The sequence below is a fragment of the Streptomyces sp. NPDC093600 genome, from assembly GCF_044764755.1.
Lineage (GTDB): Bacteria > Actinomycetota > Actinomycetes > Streptomycetales > Streptomycetaceae > Streptomyces.
In genome coordinates this window covers 844591-862628 of sequence record NZ_JBIWIU010000002.1, presented here as the reverse complement: position 1 = coordinate 862628, position 18038 = coordinate 844591, and the positions used below count along the sequence as shown (strand labels likewise).

The following is an 18038-nucleotide window of genomic DNA, read 5'->3' as shown; positions in this document are numbered from 1 at the left end:
GGTCGTCGCGGGCCTGGTGGCGGGGCCGTTGCTGCGCCGGGTCCCGGCGCGGCTGCTCTCGCCCATCGGCCTGGCCCTGTTCGCGGTCGCGGCGGCAGCCAGGGCGCTGCCCCACGACGGGGTGGTGCCGGCGGCGAGCGCGCTGATCGGCCTGGGTCTGCCCTGGGTCCTGGTCGCGGCGATGACGGCCGTCCAGCGGGAGGCGCCGCCGGGCGCCGTGGGCCGCACGGCGGCGACGGCCCACACCCTGGTCTTCGTCCCGAACGCGGCCGCTCTGGCGGTGGGCGCGGGTCTGATCGCGGTCGTCGACATCCGGACCCTGCTGCCCGTGCTGGGAGCGCTGGGTCTGGCGGGCGCGGTGACGCTGGCCGCCCCGGGGGGGGGGGCCGCCGGAAGCGGGGGCCGGTCTCCCGCCCCGGCCGGCCCGGCGACGGGCGACCGGCCGGCCCCCTGACGTTCCGGGCGCCCCGTCTCAGCCCAGCGCCCGCAGGGCGTCCCCTACCGCCGTGAGGTCCGGGGTCGAGGCCAGGCCCGCGTGGTAGAGGCGGAGTTCGGTCGCCCCCGCGTCGGCCGCCCGTTTCGCGTCGTCGGCCAGGGTTCGCGGAGAGCCTCCCATGCCGCTGACCACCTGGAGGTTGGCCGCGATCACCGAGGCCGGGCCCGCGTGCGACGCGAACGGGGCCACGGAAGCGGCCGGGGTGACGACGCCGTCCGCGAGGCCGAGGACGTGGGCCGGGTCGGTGCCGACGTTCGCGCCGCAGCGGTGCGGGAGCGGGTCCGCGTGGAGCAGGACGCGGAAGCCGGGCGGGGCGGCGGCCCGGACCGCGCCCACGGCGGCCTCCTGGAAGGCCCGGGCGGTCCGGACGCGCCAGGCCAGGACGGCGTCCGCCTCGGCGGCGCCGAGCTGGCCCGCCGGGCTCCCCGCCCAGGCAGGCTCCAGGGCACCGCGCACGGCCGCTGCCAGCTCGTCGGGGTCCAGGCCCTCCTCCCCGTACCCCTGGCGGCAGGAGGGGCAGAAGCAGAGCGACATCAGGTACTGCTCCGCGTCGCCGAGCGGCACGCCCGCGGTCTTGTCGTGGGCGTGGAGGTGGGCCAGGCCGTACCAGCCGCAGGATTCCAGCTCGGTCCCGGCCGCCCCGGGCCGTACCGCCGCCTCGGCCGCCAGGTCGACCAGGAAGGCGCGGACGTCGGGCCGGGCGATGCACGGCGCCCAGGGGTAGCGGTCGCCGTACGCGTTGACGACCGAGGTCCGCGGATGCTCGGCGCCCAGCCGGGAGTTGTGCGCGAGGACGACCCAGCTGTGCACTTCGAGGCCCGCGCCCGCGAGCGCCTCCGCGGCCTGCCCGTACGCGTCGCCCGGCGCCCACTCCCCCGCCGGGTACGGTCGCAGGTCGCGCCCGGACCAGCGGGCCGGGTCCGGCGGGTAGAGCACTGCGGCGTGTTCGGCGGTGATGATCCGGTGGGCCGGGTGGCGCGGGGTGAGCGCCCGGGTGGAGTGGTAGGCGGAGGCGAGCGTGGCCTGGGCGACGCCCAGGTCCGCGAGCCGGTCGGGCGCCGCCGGATCGCCGACGACGTCCCAGGGGTAGACGAAGGTGCCGGCCCTCACGCGTCGCCCCCGAGGAGGGAGCGCCCGTGCTCGATGATTGCGGCGAGTTCCTTCAGATGCTCCGGTGCGGGCTCGCTCAGCGGCGGCCGTACCTCTCCCACGTCCAGGCCTCCCATCCGTACGGCCGCCTTGACGAGCGAGACGGCGTATCCGCGTCCTTTGGCGCGGAGTTCGACGAGCGGCCGGTAGAAGCCGTCGACGAGCCGGTTCACGGTGGCGTCGTCGCCGGCCGCGAGGGCGCGGTGGAAGGCGAGGGCGATGTCGGGGGCGAAGCAGAAGACGGCGGAGGAGTAGAGCGCGACGCCGATGCCCCGGTAGGCGAGGCCGGTGAGCTCGGCGGTGGGCAGGCCGTTGAAGTAGAGCAGTTCGAGTCCCTCGGAGCGGACGGCGCTGACGATCCGCTGCATGAGGTCGAGGTCGCCGAGGCCGTCCTTGAGGCCGATGACGCCCTCCGCCCGGGCGAGGGCGACGGCGGTCTCCGGGGTGAGGACGGCGTTGTCGCGCTGGTAGACGATGACGTCGAGGGAGGTGGCGGCGGCGAGTTCGGTGTAGTGGCGCAGCAGGCCCGGCTGGTCGGCGACGACGAGGTACGGGGGCATGGCGAGGAGCCCGTCGGCGCCCGCCTCCTCGGCGAGCCGGGCGTACTGGATGGCCAGCGCGGTGCCGTAGCCGGCGCCCGCGACGACGGGGACCCGGCCGGCGGTCTCCTCGACGGCGGCGGCGACGCAGGCGCGGAACTCCTCGGGCGTGAGGGCGTGGAACTCGCCGGTGCCGCAGCAGGCGAAGACGGCGCCGGCGCCCGCCTCGACGCCGGCGCGCACATGGGCGCGGAAGAGGTCGAGGTCGACGGTGCCGTCCGGGCCGAAGGCGGTGACGGGGAAGAACAGCAGGCCGTCGAGCCGGTCGGCGAGCGGGGCTGAGGTCACGGGCGCTCCCAGAGAAGTCCGTCGTGCACAATTCTGATTGCCGTCCATATTCATGAACGAGCTCACGCTAGAGCAGCGCCGGAGCGCAGGTCAAGGCAGAAACCCGCGCGTACACACGCCCCTTGACGGCGCGTGAGCCACTCCCTAGCGTGTCCATGGTTGTGAATACGATCTATGGACGGAGACTCGCTCCATGCCCACACCCCGCACCGTCCTGCTCACCGGCGCCGCAGGCGGCGTCGGCACCCTGATGCGGGAGCTGCTGCCCGCCCACGGATACGAGCTCCGGCTGCTCGATCTGGCACCCGTCGACGGCGCACCCGACGCGATCGTCGCCGACCTCGCCGACCGGAAGGCGCTGCGGGAAGCCGTCCGGGGTGTCGACGCCATCGTCCATCTCGCGGGGATCTCACTGGAGTCCACCTTCGAGAAGATCCTCGCCGCCAACATCACCGGCCTGCACCATCTCTACGAGGCGGCACGGGAGGAAGGGGTGCGCCGGATCGTCTTCGCCTCCAGCAACCACGCCGTCGGCTTCACCCCGCGCCCGCGCGACGGCGATCCGTTGATCCCGGTCGACACCCCGCACCGGCCCGACACGTTCTACGGCCTGTCCAAGTGCTTCGGCGAGGATCTGGCCCAGTTCTACTGGGACATGCACGGCATGGAGACCGTCTCGGTCCGGATCGGCTCCTGCTTCCCCGAGCCGACCTCGGTGCGGATGCTGTCGGTGTGGCTGAGCCCGGCCGACTGCGCCCGGCTGCTGCACGCGGCCCTGACCGCGGAGAACGTGGGGCACACCGTGGTGTACGGCTCCTCGGACAACACCCGCCTGTGGTGGGACCTCTCCACGGCCCGGGCGCTCGGCTACGACCCGCAGGACGACTCGGAACGGTTCGCGGAGCGGATCATCGCCGAACAGGGCCTGCCGGCCGACGACGACCCCGCGAACGCCAACCTGGGCGGGCACTTCTGCACCACCCCGCCGCGCTGGCCCCACTGACCGCCGGTCGGTACGGGGAGGGAGGGCGTAGGTGCACGGGCCCGGCCGGACCTCCCGTAACCGAAGTGGCCCAAGGGAGCGAAGGTAAGGGAACGGCAAAGCGGTCTCGCTCGTTACTCCTGGCATGACCGCTATGACCCCCGGCTCGAACATCCCTCTCTCCGCCGCGCGCGTGGCGGTGGACGTCGCCGCCCCGGTGCGGCTCGACGTCTCGGGCCTGCTGCTCACCTCCGAGGGCAAGGTGCGCTCGGACGACGACTTCATCTTCTACAACCAGCCGGCCGGCCCCGGTGTGACGTACCGCTCCGGCGGCGGCACCGCGCCGGACGCGATCGTCGTGGACACCGGTGCGGTACCGGCCGGCATCGAGAGGATCGTCGTCACCGCCAGCCCCGACGCGGCGGGCCAGACCTTCCAGGGCATCGAGCCGACGGCGACCATCCGCGACGCCGACACCGGCAGCGTCCTCGCCACCTTCACCCCGCCCCGGCTCGGTACGGAGACGGCGCTGGTCGTCGTCGAGATCTACCTGCGCAACGGCGCGTGGAAGGCGCGAGCCGTCGGCCAGGGGTACGCCGACGGGCTCGCCGGCATCGCCTCCGACTTCGGCGTCTCCGTCGACGAGGAGCCCGCGGCGGCGCAACCCGCGCCGGTCGCACCGCCCGCTCCGGCGGCGCCCCCGGCGGCCCCCTCCGCGGACCCGCGGCTCTCCGCCCCGACGCCTCCCCCGCCCGCCGCTGCCCCGGCCGCCGCCGCCACGGGGAAGATCAACCTGGACAAGGGCCGGGTCAGCCTGCAGAAGAACCAGACGGTGTCCCTCGTCAAGGGCGGCCGGCCGCTGCTCTCGCAGGTGAAGATGGGTCTCGGCTGGGAGCCTGCCTACCGCGGCAAGGACATCGACCTCGACGCCTCCGTGATCGCCTACGGCCCCCAGCGCAACCACCTGGACAGCTGCTACTTCGGCAAGCTGTCCATCCTCAACGGCTCGGTCAAGCACTCCGGGGACAATCTGACCGGCGAGGGCGCCGGCGACGACGAGGTCATCGTCGTCGACCTCGGCCGTCTCCCCGCCGACGCCACCGGACTCGTCTTCACGGTCAACTCCTTCTCCGGGCAGAAGTTCACCGAGGTCGCCAAGGCGTACTGCCGGCTGATGGACGCGGCGACGGGCGAGGAACTGGTCCGCTTCGACCTCACCACGGCCGAGCCGCAGACCGGCGTGATGATGGCCAAGCTCATCAAGCAGTTCTCCGGCGAGTGGGAGATGACGGCGATGGGCGAGTTCGTGAAGTCCCGGACCGTCCGGGGCATGGTCAAGCCGGCCGCACAGGCCCTCTGATCAGAAGAGCGCGCTGTACGCGTTCAGGGCGGGCTGGCCGCCGAGGTGGGCGTAGAGAACGGTCGAGTCGCGGCCGATCTCGCCCCGCCCCACCAGGTCGATCAGTCCCGCCATCGACTTCCCCTCGTAGACCGGGTCGGTGACCATGCCCTCCGTACGGGCGGCGAGCCGCATCGCGTCGAGGGTGGCCTCGTCCGGTACGCCGTACACGCCCGCGTGATAGCGGTCGTCCAGCTCGACGTCGGCGGCCGTGAGCTCCCGCTCCACGCCGATCAGGGCGGCGGTGTCCCGGGCGATCCGGGTGATCTGCTCATGGGTCCGCACCGGCTCGGCGGAGGCGTCGATGCCGATGATCCGGCGGGCCGGGCCGCCCTCCTCGACGAGCGCGGCGAAGCCGGCGACCATGCCGGCCTGGGTGGAGCCGGTCACCGAGCAGACCACCACGGTGTCGAAGAAGACCCCGAGCTCCCGCTCCTGCTCGGCCACCTCGTAGGCCCAGTGGGCGAAGCCGAGACCGCCCAGGGGGTGGTCGGAGGCGCCGGCGGGGATGGCGTAGGGCTTGCCGCCGCGCTCCTCGACCTCCCGCAGGGCCAGTTCCCAGCTCTCCTTGAAGCCGATGCCGAACCCGGCCTTCACCAGGCGCACGTCGGCGCCCGCGAGCCGGCTGATGAGGATGTTGCCGACCTTGTCGTAGACCGGGTCCGGCCAGTCGACCCAGCTCTCCTGGACGAGTACGCACTTCAGCCCGGCGCGGGCGGCGACGGCGGCGACCTGGCGGGTGTGGTTGGACTGCACACCGCCGATGGAGACGAGCGTGTCGCAGCCCTGCGCGAGGGCGTCGGCGACCAGGTACTCCAGCTTCCGGGTCTTGTTGCCGCCGTACGCCACCCCGGAGTTGCAGTCCTCCCGCTTCGCCCACAGCGCCGCGCCGCCGAGGTGGTCGCCGAGCCGTGCGAGGGGGTGGACCGGCGAGGGCCCGAAGAGCAGGGGGTAGCGGTCGAAGTCGGCGATCGGCATGGCGGCTCCCGGGTCATGGCGTGACGGGGACAGGAGCCTCGCGCCCGGCCGTGTCCCCCCGGCCCGATGCTAGGTGTCAGCCACCGTCCACGACCAGGGTCAGCGGCGGGGCTGGCGGCGCCAGGGGCCGGTGATGGCGAGCAGGAGCCCGGGCTCCTGGATGCAGGCGTAGAGGGTGTCGCCGTCGGGCGAGAAGACGACGCCCGCGAACTCGCTGCCGTTCAGGTCGTTACGGGCGATGGGGTAGGTGCGGCCGCGGTCGGTCGCGCCGAAGAGGTGCTGGACGCCCTCGCCGTCCTCGGCGATGACCAGACCGCCGTAGGGCGAGACCGTGATGTTGTCGGGGCCGTCGTAGCCGGACGCCACCCCCAGCAGCACCTTGAGGGTGAGGGTGCGGCGCTTGGGGTCGTAGAACCAGACCTGACCGTCGTGCGCGGCGCCGGGGCTCTCCTCACGGGCGTACGAGGAGACGATGTAGGCGCCCGAGTCGGCCCACCACATGCCCTCCAGCTTGCGGGCGCGGGTGACCTCGTGGTCCGCGAACTGGGCACGGACCTCGACCGTCCGGGCGTCACGGTCGGGGACGTCGACCCAGTCCACGCCGTAGACCGTGCCGATCCGGGTGGCGCGGGAGAGGTCGTCGACGAACCGGCCGGCCGAGTCGATGCAGCGGGGCGCCTGGAGGCGGCCGGCGTCGTCGGCGAGGGTGCGGAGCCGGCCGCGTCCGTGCTCGAAGCCCTGCGGCGGAACCCAGCGGAAGAAGAGGCCGTTGGGCTCGTCGGCGTCCTCGGTGAGGTAGGCGTGGCCGCGCTTGGGGTCGATGACGACGGCCTCGTGGTCGTAGCGGCCGAAGGCCTTGATGGGCTTCGGGTCGCGGTTGGCGCGGCGGTCGTACGGATCGACCTCGAAGACGTAACCGTGGTCCTCGGTCATGCCGTTCTCGCCGGCGCGGTCGGAGTTCTCCTCGCAGGTCAGCCAGGTGCCCCAAGGGGTGCGGCCGCCCGCGCAGTTGGTGGAGGTACCGGCGATGCCGACCCACTCGGCGACCGTGCCGTCGCGGTGCACCTCGACGACGGTGCAGCCGCCGGAGGCGGCCGGGTCGTACACGAGGCCCTCGGTGAGCGGGACCGGGTGCTTCCACCGGGACCGGGGTCCCTTCAGCTCATGGTTGTTGACCAGGAGGGTGACGCCTCGGCGGCCCTCGAAGGTGGCCGTGCCGTCGTGCTTCTGGGGCGTGAACTCGCCGGACTCCAGCGTGGTGACGCCGCTGTGGGTGAGGACGCGGTACGAGAAGCCGGCGGGGAGCGCGAGCACGCCCTCGGGGTCGTCCACGAGCGGGCCGTAGCCGAGCGGGAAGCCGGCGCCGTACGTCTCCCCCTCCTCGGCGGCGAGCGCCTCGGGCGCGGTGGCGAGCGCGCCGACGGCGCCGGTGAGCGCCAGACCGGCCCCCGTGGCGGCGGACTGCTTGGCGAATTCTCTACGGTTGAGGGGCATGGCGATACGTCTCCCTGAGGTCACCCGATGTCGGGCACACGGTCCCGCGCACGCACGAACACCAGTTGAACGGAGAGGCCACCTTCCATGAACCTGCCCGCTTCCGGCCGGCGCGTCCTCGTCAGCGGTGCGTCACGGGGCCTCGGCCGCGCCGTGGCGCGGGCGTTCGCGTCCCACGGCGACCGGGTCGCCGTCCACTACGGCTCGCGCGCCGACGAGGCCCGCGAGACCCTCGGCTCGCTCGACGGCACGGGACACGCGCTCCTCGGCGGCGACCTCGCGGATCCGGCCGGGGCAGCGGCGGTCGCGGAGGCGGCGGCCGAGGCGCTGGGCGGGATCGACGTGCTGGTGAACAACGCGGCGGTGAACATCCGGCATCCGCTGCCGGACACCCCGTACGAGGAGTGGGTGGCGGTCTGGCAACGGCATGTGTCCGTGAACCTGCTCGGTACGGCGAACCTGAGCCATCTGGCGGCGCGCCGGATGATCGACCAGGGCGGGGGCGGCCGCATCGTCAACATCGGCTCGCGCGGCGCCTTCCGGGGCGAGCCCGACCACCCGGCCTACGGCGCGACGAAGGCGGCCGTCCACGCGCTGGGCCAGTCGCTGGCCGTCTCGCTGGCCCCGTACGGCATCGGGGTCGCGTCGGTGGCGCCGGGCTTCTTCGCCACCGAGCGCGTGGCCCCGCGGCTCACGGGCCCGGAGGGTCCGGCGATCCTGGCCCAGAGCCCCTTCCACCGCGTCGCCACGGCCGAGGAGATCGCGGCGGCCGTCCTCTGGCTCGCCTCCCCGGAGGCCGAATGGTCCTCCGGCACGATCCTCGACCTCAACGGCGCGTCGCACCTGCGTACGTGAGGGGGCGGGGCGTACGGGAAGGGAGCGCCACCAGCCCGTACGGGACCGGGTCGGCCGACCCCGTACGGGAAGGGATTTGGCGCCCGTACGGGAGGGGTCACCCGGCCCGTACGGGACGGGTCAAGCCGTTCTCACCGCCCGGCGCGGGACCGCGCCTTGAACGCCGCCTTGCGGGCCTCCTTCGCCACCGCCTTGTCGCGGTGCAGGCTGCCTATCGCCTCCAGGACCTCCGCCGTCGCCGGGTGTTCCACCCGCCAGGCCGCGTCGAAGAAGCCGCCGTGCCGGCCCGTCAGGCCCTCCACCAGGTCCTGGAGTTCCTCCAGGTCGCCGTCCGACTCCAGCTGCGCCGCGATCGTGTCGATCGCCAGCCAGAAGATCATCGACTCCGGCGGCGCCGGGATGTCCGCCGCCCCGCGCTCCGCGAGCCAGACCCGCGCCAGGCCGCCCAGCTCGGTGTCGTCCAGGACCTCGCGGACCGCGGGCTCCGCCTCCGCGCCGACCAGCGACAGCGCCTGCTGGCAGTGCAGCCGCCGCAGCGGTGATCCCGCGTCCGTGCCCCGTGCCGCCGCGAGCAGCTCTCGCGCCGCGGTCACCGCCTCCCGGCCCGCCAGCCAGCCCACGGTCTCGGCGCGCGCCGCCGTCACCGGGTAGCGGGCGAGCCCGTCGAGCAGCGCGTCGGCGCCCTTGCCGGCCAGGTCGCCGACGGCCGGCGCGTCCACGCCCGCTTCCAGCATCCGGGCGCGGACGCCGTAGAGACCGAGCGGCGTCAGCCGCACCATGCCGTACCGCGTGACGTCCTCTTCGTCGACCGGCGGGGCGGGCTCCTCGCCCTCCTCCACCATCAGCGCCTCGTCGACGGGCTGGTACTCGACGAGTCCGATCGGTTCGAGCAGCCGGAACTGGTCGTCGAGGCGCATCATCGCCTCGGACACCTGCTCCAGCACGTCGTCGGTCGGTTCACCCATGTCGTCCGGCACGATCATCGAGGCCGCGAGGGCCGGCAGCGGCACCGGGCCCTCGCCCGGGCCGCCGTCGCCGACGGTGAGCAGATACAGGTTCCCGAGCACGCCCTCCAGGAACTCCGCCTCTTCCTCGGGGTTCCAGTCGAGGGCCTCGAAGTCGATCTCGCCGCCCTCGCCGATGAGCTCCGCGAGGTCGTCGAGGACGGGCGCGGTGGCGTCGGCGAACACCACGTCCAGCGCGTCGAGCCAGATGCCGAGGACGTCGAGCGGCGCACCGCCGCCGGTGAGGAGCGCGAGGTTCTCCCCCGCCGTGACCGTCCCGACCACGTCGTCGGAGCCGTCGTCCGAGCCGTCGCCCGACCCAGCGCCGGAACCGTCCTCGGCGGCCTCCTCCTCGATCTCCACGAGCCCGGTGTCGACCGCGATCCGCCACGCCTCGCTCGCGTACGCCATGCCGTCCTCGTCCGCCGCCAGGCCCAACGCCTCGGCGGCCGCCGGGAGTTGCTCGTCGACGAGCTCACCGCCCGCGCCGACCCCGGTCTCGGGCCCGGCCCAGCGGGCGAGCCGCACGGCGCGGGAGAGCAGGGGGGTGGCCAGGGCGTCCCGCGCCAGCTCCGCGTCCGAGTGCAGCTGAACGGGGGGCAGGGTGGGGCGGTCCGATGCCATGAAGGGTCTTCTCCTCGAAACGTGCGTGGGGTGACGGGCCCGGGTCGGTCGGGGACGGCCCTCAGCGTAGACGCAATTCCACCGCGGGCCGCCGGTTCACGGACCCGTCAGCCTTCGTACACCCGTCGACCCTTGACAAGGGGGCCGCTCTGCCAAGAGATTGACGCGCGTAGATCCATCGACCGATCCTCCAAGCACCTCCGGAGCCCTTTGATGCCTTCCTCCATACCGAGATCCGCGGCCGTCGCCGCCGTCGTGTCCGCCGCGCTCGCCGCCGGACTCCTCGCGGGCTCCTCCGCCTCGGCGGAGACCGCCGCGGACGTCCGCATCCACGACATCCAGGGCACCACCCGTGTCTCGCCCCTCGTCGGCAAGCAGGTCACCGGTGTGACGGGCATCGTCACCGGCGTGCGCACCTACGGCTCGCGCGGATTCTGGATGCAGGACCCGCGGGCCGACGACGACGCGGCCACCAGCGAGGGCCTGTTCGTCTTCACCAGCTCCGTCCCGACCGTCGCCGTCGGCGACGCGGTCAGCGTGAACGGCACGGTGGGTGAGTACGTCCCCGGCGGTCTGAACTCCGGCAACCAGTCGCTCACCCAGCTCTCCCGGCCGACGGTCACCGTGGTCTCCTCCGGCAACCCGGTCCCGGCCCCGGTGACGATCTCCGGCACCTCCGTCCCTGACGTCTACGCCCCCGAGGGCGACCCGGCCGCCGGCGGCTCGATCAACGGCCTCCCGCTGCGGCCGGAGACGTACGCCCTGGACTACTACGAGTCCCTGGAGGGCACCAACGTCCGCATCGGCTCCTCGCGGGTCGTGGGCGCATCCACGGAGCACGCCGAGCTGTGGGTGACGGTGAAGCCCTGGGAGAACCCCAACCGCCGCGGCGGCACGGTCTACGGCTCGTACACCGCGCAGAACACCGGCCGCCTGAAGGTCCAGTCGCTGACCCCGCTCGCGCAGCAGCCCTTCCCGACCGCGAACGTCGGTGACTGGCTCGCCGGCCCGAGCGAGGGGCCGATGGACTTCGACCAGTTCGGCGGCTACAAGGTGACCGCGCGCACCCTCGGCACCGTCCTGGACCGTGGCCTGGAGCGGGAGAGCACGGAGAAGCAGCACAAGAACGAGCTGGCCGTGGCGACGTACAACGTCGAGAACCTCGACCCGTCCGACCCGCAGGAGAAGTTCGACGCGCTGGCCGCGGCCGTGGTGCACAACCTCGCCTCGCCCGACATCCTCGCCCTGGAGGAGATCCAGGACAACAACGGTGCCAAGAACGACGGCACGGTGGCGGCCGACCAGACGCTGAAGAAGTTCACGGACGCGATCACGGCCGCGGGCGGCCCGGCCTACGAGTGGCGGTCCGTCGACCCGGTGAACAACAAGGACGGCGGCGAGCCCGGCGGCAACATCCGCCAGGCCTTCCTCTTCAACCCGGAGCGCGTCTCCTTCGCCGACCGGGGGGCCGCCGACGCGACGACCGCGACCGGTGTGGTCCGCGGCGAGCGGGGCGGGGCGGCGCTGACGCTCTCGCCCGGCCGGATCGCCCCCTCCGACACCGCATGGGAGAACAGCCGCAAGCCGCTGGCGGGCGAGTTCACCTTCCGCGGCCGCACGGTCTTCGTGATCGCCAACCACTTCGGTTCCAAGGGCGGCGACGAGGGCCTGGCCTCGCACCACCAGCCGCCGGTCCGCTCGTCGGAGGCCAAGCGCCTCCTCCAGGCGCGGGCCGTCAACACGTTCGTCAAGGACGTCCTCGCCGTCGAGAAGCAGGCCGATGTCCTCGTCCTCGGCGACATCAACGACTTCGAGTTCTCCGAGACCACGAAGGCGCTGACGGACGGCGGGGCGCTCTACCCGGCCGTGAAGTCGCTGCCGCGCAGCGAGCGCTACTCGTACGTCTACCAGGGCAACAGCCAGGTTCTCGACCAGATCCTGACCAGCCCGGGGATCCGCCACTTCGAGTACGACAGCGTCCACATCAACGCGGAGTTCGCCGAGCAGAACAGCGACCACGACCCGCAGGTGCTGCGCTTCCGCCCGTAGCACTCACCGTGCCGCACGCCCGCGCTCAGCCCGAGCGCGGGCGTGTCGCCGTACGCGGTGGCCGCTCCCACCCGGCCAGGGGTGGCGCGTGGCAGACTCGGGCCGTGATCCTCCGCTCCGCCACCCGCGCCGAACTCCCCGCCGTCCTCGCCCTGCTCGCCGACGAGGAGAAGGTCGTCGACCCCGCGTCGGTGGCCGTCACCGAGGCGTACGAGCGGGCGTTCGCGGACATCGAGCGCGACGCGCGCAATGAGATCCTGGTGCTCACGGAGGAGGACGGGACGGTCGTCGGCTGTCTGCAGGCCACCTACATCCCCGGCCTCGGCAAGGGCGGCGCCGAACGGGCCCTGATCGAGGCCGTCCGGATCAGGGCGGACCGGCGCGGCGGCGGGCTCGGCCGGGAGCTGATGCGGCGGGCCGTCCAGCGCGCACGCGAACGCGGCTGCGCGCTCGTCCAGTTGACCAGCGACAAGCGGCGGACGGACGCCCACCGCTTCTACGCCTCCCTGGGCTTCACGCGCAGCCACGACGGCTTCAAGCTGCCCCTGTCGTCCTGAGCCGCCTCAACCGAGCAGGTGCCCGCCGCCGTCCACGAGCAGCACCTCTCCCGTGATGTACGAGGCGTGGGCCAGGTCGTGAACCGCCTGCGCGATGTCCTCGGGGCGGCCCACCCGGCGCAGCGGGACGACCCCGGCCACATGCGCCTTGGCCTCGTCGGCGCCCTCGACGCCGTCGAACCAGGGGGTGTCGATGAGGCCGGGAGCGACGGCGTTGACCCGCACGTCCGGGCCGAGGGTCTTGGCAAGCAGCTTGGTCATGTGGTTGACGGCCGCCTTGGAGACGGCGTACGGGATGGAGCTGCCGCCCGGCCGGACGCCGGCCTGTGAGGAGATGTTCACGACGCAGCCGGCGCCGCTCGTGCGCAGATGCGGGACGGCGGCGGTGATGGTCTGCCAGACGCCGATGACGTTGACGTCGTAGAGGTGCCGCCAGACGTCGGGCGAGGCCGCGTCCAGGTCGTGGTGCGGGATGAACCGTGTGGTGCCCGCGCTGTTGACGAGGATGTCGAGTCGGCCGCAGATCTCGACGGTCCGCTCGACGAGGCCGCGGGCCTGTGCCTCGTCGGAGACGTCCGCCTGGAGGTAGACCGCGCCGGGCAGTTCGGCGGCGAGCGCCGTGCCCGCCTCCACGGATCGCGCGGAGTTGACGACGACCCGGATGCCTGCTTCCGCCAGTCGGCGGGCGACGGCGGCCCCGATGCCCGAGGACGAGCCGGTGACGAGTGCGACGCGCTGTTCGCTCATGGTGTGGTGTTCTCCCCCTGTCGCGCCCGGCCGATCATGCCAGACGGCCACTCTTCACCGACTCTTACCTCTCGGCCGAAGCAGATCTAAGTGGACCTTCACCGTGGAGGGCCGCCAGACTGCGGCGATGGACACAGAACGCCCCTTCGGCCGCGCCCTGTGCGCGATGATCACCCCGTTCACCGCCTCCGGCGCGCTCGACCTCGACGGCGCCCGCGAGCATGCCGTCCGTCTCGTCTCCGAGGGCTGCGAGGGTCTCGTCCTCAACGGCACGACGGGTGAGTCCCCCACGACGTCCGACGCCGAGAAGGCCGCGCTGGTCGGAGCCGTACGCGATGCCGTCGGACCGGGCCCCTCGATCGTCGCGGGCGTCGGCACCTCCGACACCCGCCACACGGTCGAGCTGGCCCGGCAGGCCGAGGCGGCGGGCGCCGACGGGCTTCTGGTGGTCACGCCGTACTACAGCCGACCGCCGCAGGCGGCCGTCGAGGCGCACTTCCTGCGGGTGGCGGAGGCCACCGCCCTGCCCGTGATGCTGTACGACATCCCCGGCCGCACGGGCACCCGTATCGAACCGGAGACGATGCTCCGGCTGGCCGCGCACCCCCGGATCGTCGCGGTGAAGGACTGCGCCTACGACCTGCTCGGCAGCGCGAAGGTGATCGCCCGTACCTCGCTCGCGTACTACTCCGGCTGCGAGGAGCTGAACCTGCCGCTGTACGCGGTCGGCGGCGCCGGCTACGTCAGCACCGTGGCCAATGTGGCACCGCGTCAGATGCGGGCCGTGCTCGACGCCTTCGACGCGGGCGACACGGCGGGCGCGGCCCGGCTCAACGCGCTCACGCTGCCGCTCGCCGAGCTGATGATGGCCTCGGGCCTGCCCGGCACGGTGACGGCGAAGGCGCTCCTGCAGCTCCGGGGCGGCGGCGGATATGTGCGGGAACCGCTGCAGCCCGCCGACCGGGAGGCGGTCGACGGGCTGCGGGCGGCGTACGAGCAGCTGGTTCAGTCGTAGACGTAGGTGCGGCCGAGGATCGCGGCGTGCTCCAGGACGTCCTCCATCGGGTCGTCGATCTGACCGGTGGAGATGAGGGTGACGTGCGGACCGTTGTGCGAGTGGGTGTGTGTCTCGTCCGCGACGGCCGCCGCCGCGGGCAGCAGCACCCCCGCGGCGGTCAGTGCTCCCAGCAGTCCGACAACGGTGGGCCTCGTCCTCATGTCGACTCCTCGCCTTGTCCGCTCGTATGACGCTGTGATTCGCGTCGTCCTGCTAACGCTGAGTCACTCGGAACGGTCACGCTCAGTTGTGGCTGTGGAGTACGTCGTTCAGTCCGCCCCAGACCGCGTTGTTCGGGCGGGCCTCGACGGCACCGGTCACCGAGTTGCGGCGGAAGAGGATGTTCGAGGCGCCCGACAGGTCGCGCGCCTTGACGATCTCGCCGTCCGGCATCGTGACGCGCGTGCCGGCCGTCACATAGAGGCCGGCCTCGACGACGCACTCGTCGCCGAGCGCGATGCCGACGCCCGCCTCGGCGCCGATCAGGCAGCGCTCGCCGATGGAGATGATGACGTTGCCGCCGCCGGAGAGCGTGCCCATGGTGGAGGCGCCGCCGCCGATGTCGGAGCCGTCGCCGACGACGACACCGGCGGAGATGCGGCCCTCGACCATCGAGGTGCCCAGGGTGCCGGCGTTGAAGTTGACGAAGCCCTCGTGCATCACGGTGGTCCCGGCGGCGAGGTGCGCGCCGAGCCGGACGCGGTCGGCGTCGGCGATGCGGACGCCGGCGGGTGCGACGTAGTCGGTCATCCGCGGGAACTTGTCGACGGAGGTCACCTGGAGGTGGAGGCCCTCGGCGCGGGCGTTGAGGCGCACCTTCTCGAGGTCGTCGACGGCGACCGGGCCGAGGGAGGTCCAGGCGACGTTGGCGAGGAGGCCGAAGATGCCGTCGAGGCTCTGGCCGTGCGGCTTGACCAGCCGGTGGCTGAGCAGGTGCAGGCGCAGGTACACGTCGTGGGTGTCGAGCGGCTTGTCGTCGAGCGAGGAGATGACGGTGCGGACGGCGACCACCTCGACGCCCCGGCGGGCGTCCGCGCCGATCGCCTTGGCGGCGCCCTCGCCGAGGGCGTCGACCGCGGCGTCGGGGGTGAGCCGCTCGGTTCCGGCGGGTCCCGGCGCCTCGGTCAGCTCGGGGGCGGGGAACCAGGTGTCGAGGACGGTGCCGTCAGCGGCGAGGGTGGCGAGGCCGGCGGCGACGGCGCCGGTGGTGCGAGGAGCAGTGGTCATGTGGAAAACCTAACGGTCGGGCCCCCGCCCGGGCCAACCGGTCTCAGGTGTCGGTCGGGTTCCGGGCCGGTTCCGGCGGATCCGACGACGGGCCGGGCCCACCGGTCGGATGTTCGACCGGCGAGAGGGGCGGGGCCGCCGGCGCGAGGAGCCTCGCCAGCATCTCGCGGGCGTACTCCGCGTCGTACACCGTGTCCGTCAGCAGCACCTGGAGACAGATGCCGTCCATGAGTGCGACCAGCGCGCGGGCGGTGACCGGGTCGGTCCGCCGCGACAGGAGCTCGGCCACACCGTCCGTCCACTCCGCGGCGACCGGGCGCAGGGCGGGGCGGCGCAGCGCGGCCAGGTAGAGCTCGTACTCCAGCTCCACACCGGTCCGGGCGCCGGTGAGCCACTCGCCCATGAGCTCCGCCAGCTCCCCGGCGAGGCCCGCCGCCGGGTCCGCGAGCGCGCCGCTGTCGCGCAGGGTCCGTGCGAAGCCCTCGTTGGCCTGGCGCAGCGCGGCGACGAGGAGTTCGTCGAGGGAGGCGAAGTGGTAGGTGGTGGAGCCGAGGGGCACGTCCGCCTCGGCGGCGACCGTGCGGTGGCTGAGCCCCGCGATGCCGCGCCGCCCCACGACCCGCAGGGCCGCGTCGACGATCCGCTGCCGCCGGTCGGGATCGTGGCGGCGGGCGCGGGCCATCAGTGCGCGCCGCCGAGGTTGAGGACGACCACGCCGACGACGATCAGGGCGATCCCGGCGAGTTTGGCGAGGCTGAGGGACTCGTTCATGAAGAGGATGCCGATGGCGGCGACGGCGGCGGTGCCCACCCCGGACCAGATCGCGTACGCCGTGCCGATCTGGAGCGTCTTCAGGGTCTGCGCGAGGAGCGCGAAGGCGAGCACATAGCCGCCGACGGTGATCAGCGAGGGCCAGAGCCTCGTGAAGCCCTCGCTGTACTTCATGGCGGTGGTTCCCACGATCTCCGCCGCGATCGCCCCGGCGAGCAGTCCGTATCCCATGCGTACAAGCGTACACACGGAATATGTACGGACGTACGCAACGCCTGCCGCTACGGTGTCCCGCATGACGCATCACTCGGGGCCGTACGGCTACGGCTACGCTCCCCCACCGCCCCCGCCGCAGCCCGGCGTGATACCCCTCGTGCCGCTCAAGCTGAGCGAGATACTGACCGGCGCCTTCACGACCCTCGGCCGCTACTGGAAGCCGCTCTTCGGGGTGTCGATGGCGGCCTACGGGGTGGGCACGCTGCTGGTGGCGGCGGCGGTATGGGTGGCCTACGCCTCCGTCGGCGACCATCTGCCCCTCGTCTTCGACCCGCCGAGCGGCGACGAGCCGGCGTGGGAGGACGTCCGTCCGCTGCTGATCGGGTTCGGCTGCGTCTGGCTCGTCGCCATGATCGTGATGATCGCCGCGAGCGGCGTGGTGTACGCGGCCTGCCCGGCCGTCCTCCAGGAGGCGGTCCTCGGCCGGCCCACCACCTTCGGCGCGGTCTGGCGCCGTGCCTGGTCGCGGATGCCGGCGGTGCTTGCCACGGTCTTCCTGACCATGCTGGTCATGCTGCTGCCGACCGGCTTCTTCCTCGTCGGCTTCGTCGGGCTGATGGCGGCGCTCTTCGCGGCGGCGGCCGATTCCGGACCCGTCGAGTGGATGCTGCCGGTCTTCGCCATCCTGGGCGCGCTGGTCTCCATCCCCCTGGCTACCTGGATCTGGGTGAAGCTCAGCCTGGCCCCGTCGGCGGCGGTGTTCGAGGGTCAGCGTGCGGTGGCCGCCATGCGCCGCTCGTCGGAGCTGGTCCGGGGCTCGTGGTGGCGGATCTTCGGCTCCCTGCTGGCGGCCGGCTTCATCGCCGGGGCGGCGGGCTCCGTCTTCCAGATGTTCGCGCAGGTGTTCTCGACGCCCGCCTCCTTCGGCGGGAGCAACCCTCCCGAGACGCCGGGCGAGCTCCTGGCCGAGCTCGCGCCCGTCCTGGTGATCGTCATGATCCTGTCGATGCTCGGCCAGATGCTCGCCTCGGTCTTCCCGCCGCTGGTGACCGGCCTGCTCTACGTCGACCAGCGCATCCGCAAGGAGAATCTGGCCCCGGCCCTCATCCAGGCGGCCGGGGACTCCCCGGTCAGTCGATGAGGGACTTCTTCGGCCGCAGCACGCAGAACTCGTTCCCCTCGGGGTCGGCGAGGACGACCCAGGTCGCGTCCTCACCCTGACCCACGTCGATCCGGCGCGCGCCGAGGGCGATGATCCTGGCAACCTCCGCGTCCTGGTCGTCGGGCGCGAGGTCGAGGTGGAGCCGGTTCTTGACGGTCTTGGACTCCGGCACGGTCAGGAAGACGATTCCGGGCAGCGCGTTCTCCCCGGCGCCGATGACGATCTCCTCGTCGTCCTCGTAGAGCACCTTCCAGTCGAGCACCCGCGTCCAGAAGTCGGCCTGGCGCTTGGCGTCGTGGACATCGACAGCGATCTGATACAGAGAAACGGTCATGCCCGCCAGTCTGACTGGCGGGCATGACCGTTCACCGGATTTTCCGGCGG

At 72.8% G+C, this 18038-nt stretch carries 19 protein-coding genes; 8 read left to right on the top strand and 11 right to left on the bottom strand.

Features of this window, described 5'->3' with window-relative positions:
* Positions 1–28: 28 nt before the first annotated feature.
* Positions 29–454, top strand: a complete 426-nt coding sequence (locus ACIRB4_RS09560; RefSeq protein ID WP_403289514.1) for a hypothetical protein — start codon at positions 29–31, stop codon at positions 452–454.
* Positions 455–472: 18 nt separating this feature from the next.
* Here ACIRB4_RS09560 and ACIRB4_RS09555 read toward each other — a convergent pair whose 3' ends face one another.
* The gene (locus ACIRB4_RS09555; protein WP_403289512.1) at positions 473–1606 is read right to left on the bottom strand and encodes a hypothetical protein; all 1134 of its coding nucleotides are present in this window, start codon (positions 1604–1606) and stop codon (positions 473–475) included.
* Positions 1603–2532, bottom strand: coding sequence for a 5-dehydro-4-deoxyglucarate dehydratase (locus ACIRB4_RS09550; RefSeq protein WP_403289510.1), 930 nt, complete (start codon positions 2530–2532; stop codon positions 1603–1605). Before ACIRB4_RS09550 ends, ACIRB4_RS09555 begins: the two co-directional genes overlap by 4 nt.
* A gap of 193 nt (positions 2533–2725) precedes the next feature.
* Between ACIRB4_RS09550 and ACIRB4_RS09545 the strand changes: the two genes are divergently transcribed.
* Both ACIRB4_RS09545 and ACIRB4_RS09540 read left to right on the top strand, forming a co-directional pair.
* Positions 2726–3535 carry an NAD-dependent epimerase/dehydratase family protein gene (locus ACIRB4_RS09545; RefSeq protein ID WP_403289508.1) on the top strand — a complete coding sequence of 270 codons (810 nt, stop codon included), beginning with the start codon at positions 2726–2728 and terminating at the stop codon, positions 3533–3535.
* Between the two features lie 133 nt (positions 3536–3668).
* Complete coding sequence (locus ACIRB4_RS09540) at positions 3669–4874, top strand: TerD family protein (RefSeq protein ID WP_403289675.1); 1206 nt, start codon at positions 3669–3671, stop codon at positions 4872–4874.
* Here ACIRB4_RS09540 and ACIRB4_RS09535 read toward each other — a convergent pair whose 3' ends face one another.
* Both ACIRB4_RS09535 and ACIRB4_RS09530 read right to left on the bottom strand, forming a co-directional pair.
* The gene (locus tag ACIRB4_RS09535; protein ID WP_403289506.1) at positions 4875–5891 is read right to left on the bottom strand and encodes a 1-aminocyclopropane-1-carboxylate deaminase; all 1017 of its coding nucleotides are present in this window, start codon (positions 5889–5891) and stop codon (positions 4875–4877) included.
* A 99-nt stretch (positions 5892–5990) separates the two neighbouring features.
* Positions 5991–7385, bottom strand: coding sequence for an alkaline phosphatase PhoX (locus tag ACIRB4_RS09530; protein ID WP_403289505.1), 1395 nt, complete (start codon positions 7383–7385; stop codon positions 5991–5993).
* A gap of 87 nt (positions 7386–7472) precedes the next feature.
* Between ACIRB4_RS09530 and ACIRB4_RS09525 the strand changes: the two genes are divergently transcribed.
* Positions 7473–8240, top strand: coding sequence for an SDR family NAD(P)-dependent oxidoreductase (locus ACIRB4_RS09525; protein WP_403289503.1), 768 nt, complete (start codon positions 7473–7475; stop codon positions 8238–8240).
* Positions 8241–8371: 131 nt separating this feature from the next.
* Here ACIRB4_RS09525 and ACIRB4_RS09520 read toward each other — a convergent pair whose 3' ends face one another.
* Entirely contained in the window at positions 8372–9868 is a 1497-nt protein-coding gene (locus ACIRB4_RS09520; RefSeq protein WP_403289501.1) for a hypothetical protein, read from the bottom strand.
* 213 nt (positions 9869–10081) lie between these two features.
* On the opposite strand from ACIRB4_RS09520, the gene ACIRB4_RS09515 reads away from it, so the two are divergent.
* Both ACIRB4_RS09515 and ACIRB4_RS09510 read left to right on the top strand, forming a co-directional pair.
* On the top strand, positions 10082–11917 hold the full coding sequence (locus ACIRB4_RS09515) for an endonuclease/exonuclease/phosphatase family protein (RefSeq protein WP_403289499.1): 1836 nt from the start codon (positions 10082–10084) through the stop codon (positions 11915–11917).
* A gap of 104 nt (positions 11918–12021) precedes the next feature.
* Positions 12022–12474, top strand: coding sequence for a GNAT family N-acetyltransferase (locus ACIRB4_RS09510; protein ID WP_403289498.1), 453 nt, complete (start codon positions 12022–12024; stop codon positions 12472–12474).
* Between the two features lie 6 nt (positions 12475–12480).
* Here ACIRB4_RS09510 and ACIRB4_RS09505 read toward each other — a convergent pair whose 3' ends face one another.
* Positions 12481–13221, bottom strand: a complete 741-nt coding sequence (locus ACIRB4_RS09505; RefSeq protein ID WP_403289497.1) for an SDR family NAD(P)-dependent oxidoreductase — start codon at positions 13219–13221, stop codon at positions 12481–12483.
* A gap of 127 nt (positions 13222–13348) precedes the next feature.
* On the opposite strand from ACIRB4_RS09505, the gene dapA reads away from it, so the two are divergent.
* Positions 13349–14236 carry a 4-hydroxy-tetrahydrodipicolinate synthase gene (gene dapA, locus ACIRB4_RS09500; protein WP_403289495.1) on the top strand — a complete coding sequence of 296 codons (888 nt, stop codon included), beginning with the start codon at positions 13349–13351 and terminating at the stop codon, positions 14234–14236.
* On the opposite strand, the gene ACIRB4_RS09495 is transcribed toward dapA, so the two are convergent.
* The 4 genes from ACIRB4_RS09495 to ACIRB4_RS09480 form a co-directional block, all read right to left on the bottom strand.
* Positions 14227–14439 (bottom strand): hypothetical protein, encoded by a 213-nt coding sequence (locus tag ACIRB4_RS09495; RefSeq protein ID WP_403289494.1) that lies wholly within the window; start codon positions 14437–14439, stop codon positions 14227–14229. The two genes, dapA and ACIRB4_RS09495, sit on opposite strands and share 10 nt — an antisense overlap.
* An 82-nt stretch (positions 14440–14521) precedes the next feature.
* Positions 14522–15505 carry a 2,3,4,5-tetrahydropyridine-2,6-dicarboxylate N-succinyltransferase gene (dapD, locus tag ACIRB4_RS09490; protein WP_403289493.1) on the bottom strand — a complete coding sequence of 328 codons (984 nt, stop codon included), beginning with the start codon at positions 15503–15505 and terminating at the stop codon, positions 14522–14524.
* Positions 15506–15548: 43 nt separating this feature from the next.
* Positions 15549–16187 (bottom strand): TetR/AcrR family transcriptional regulator, encoded by a 639-nt coding sequence (locus ACIRB4_RS09485; protein ID WP_403289492.1) that lies wholly within the window; start codon positions 16185–16187, stop codon positions 15549–15551.
* On the bottom strand, positions 16187–16507 hold the full coding sequence (locus ACIRB4_RS09480) for a DMT family transporter (protein ID WP_403289491.1): 321 nt from the start codon (positions 16505–16507) through the stop codon (positions 16187–16189). Before ACIRB4_RS09480 ends, ACIRB4_RS09485 begins: the two co-directional genes overlap by 1 nt.
* Before the next feature lie 64 nt (positions 16508–16571).
* On the opposite strand from ACIRB4_RS09480, the gene ACIRB4_RS09475 reads away from it, so the two are divergent.
* Positions 16572–17633: an oxidoreductase gene (locus ACIRB4_RS09475; protein ID WP_403289490.1), complete on the top strand. Its 1062-nt coding sequence runs from the start codon at positions 16572–16574 to the stop codon at positions 17631–17633.
* On the opposite strand, the gene ACIRB4_RS09470 is transcribed toward ACIRB4_RS09475, so the two are convergent.
* Entirely contained in the window at positions 17623–17988 is a 366-nt protein-coding gene (locus ACIRB4_RS09470; RefSeq protein ID WP_403289489.1) for a VOC family protein, read from the bottom strand. The genes ACIRB4_RS09475 and ACIRB4_RS09470 overlap by 11 nt on opposite strands.
* Between the last annotated feature and the right edge of the window lie 50 nt (positions 17989–18038).

Excerpts from the sequence above, each read along its gene's own strand:
- ACIRB4_RS09515 (WP_403289499.1), top strand. The coding sequence starts at position 10,082 with ATGCCTTCCTCCATACCGAGATCCGCGGCCGTCGCCGCCGTCGTGTCC.
- ACIRB4_RS09520 (WP_403289501.1), bottom strand. The coding sequence starts at position 9,868 with ATGGCATCGGACCGCCCCACCCTGCCCCCCGTTCAGCTGCACTCGGAC.
- ACIRB4_RS09480 (WP_403289491.1), bottom strand. The coding sequence starts at position 16,507 with ATGGGATACGGACTGCTCGCCGGGGCGATCGCGGCGGAGATCGTGGGA.
- dapD (WP_403289493.1), bottom strand. The coding sequence starts at position 15,505 with ATGACCACTGCTCCTCGCACCACCGGCGCCGTCGCCGCCGGCCTCGCC.
- ACIRB4_RS09485 (WP_403289492.1), bottom strand. The coding sequence starts at position 16,187 with ATGGCCCGCGCCCGCCGCCACGATCCCGACCGGCGGCAGCGGATCGTC.
- ACIRB4_RS09495 (WP_403289494.1), bottom strand. The coding sequence starts at position 14,439 with ATGAGGACGAGGCCCACCGTTGTCGGACTGCTGGGAGCACTGACCGCC.
- ACIRB4_RS09525 (WP_403289503.1), top strand. The coding sequence starts at position 7,473 with ATGAACCTGCCCGCTTCCGGCCGGCGCGTCCTCGTCAGCGGTGCGTCA.
- ACIRB4_RS09530 (WP_403289505.1), bottom strand. The coding sequence starts at position 7,385 with ATGCCCCTCAACCGTAGAGAATTCGCCAAGCAGTCCGCCGCCACGGGG.
- ACIRB4_RS09470 (WP_403289489.1), bottom strand. The coding sequence starts at position 17,988 with ATGACCGTTTCTCTGTATCAGATCGCTGTCGATGTCCACGACGCCAAG.
- dapA (WP_403289495.1), top strand. The coding sequence starts at position 13,349 with ATGGACACAGAACGCCCCTTCGGCCGCGCCCTGTGCGCGATGATCACC.
- ACIRB4_RS09535 (WP_403289506.1), bottom strand. The coding sequence starts at position 5,891 with ATGCCGATCGCCGACTTCGACCGCTACCCCCTGCTCTTCGGGCCCTCG.
- ACIRB4_RS09545 (WP_403289508.1), top strand. The coding sequence starts at position 2,726 with ATGCCCACACCCCGCACCGTCCTGCTCACCGGCGCCGCAGGCGGCGTC.
- ACIRB4_RS09540 (WP_403289675.1), top strand. The coding sequence starts at position 3,669 with ATGACCCCCGGCTCGAACATCCCTCTCTCCGCCGCGCGCGTGGCGGTG.
- ACIRB4_RS09505 (WP_403289497.1), bottom strand. The coding sequence starts at position 13,221 with ATGAGCGAACAGCGCGTCGCACTCGTCACCGGCTCGTCCTCGGGCATC.
- ACIRB4_RS09475 (WP_403289490.1), top strand. The coding sequence starts at position 16,572 with ATGACGCATCACTCGGGGCCGTACGGCTACGGCTACGCTCCCCCACCG.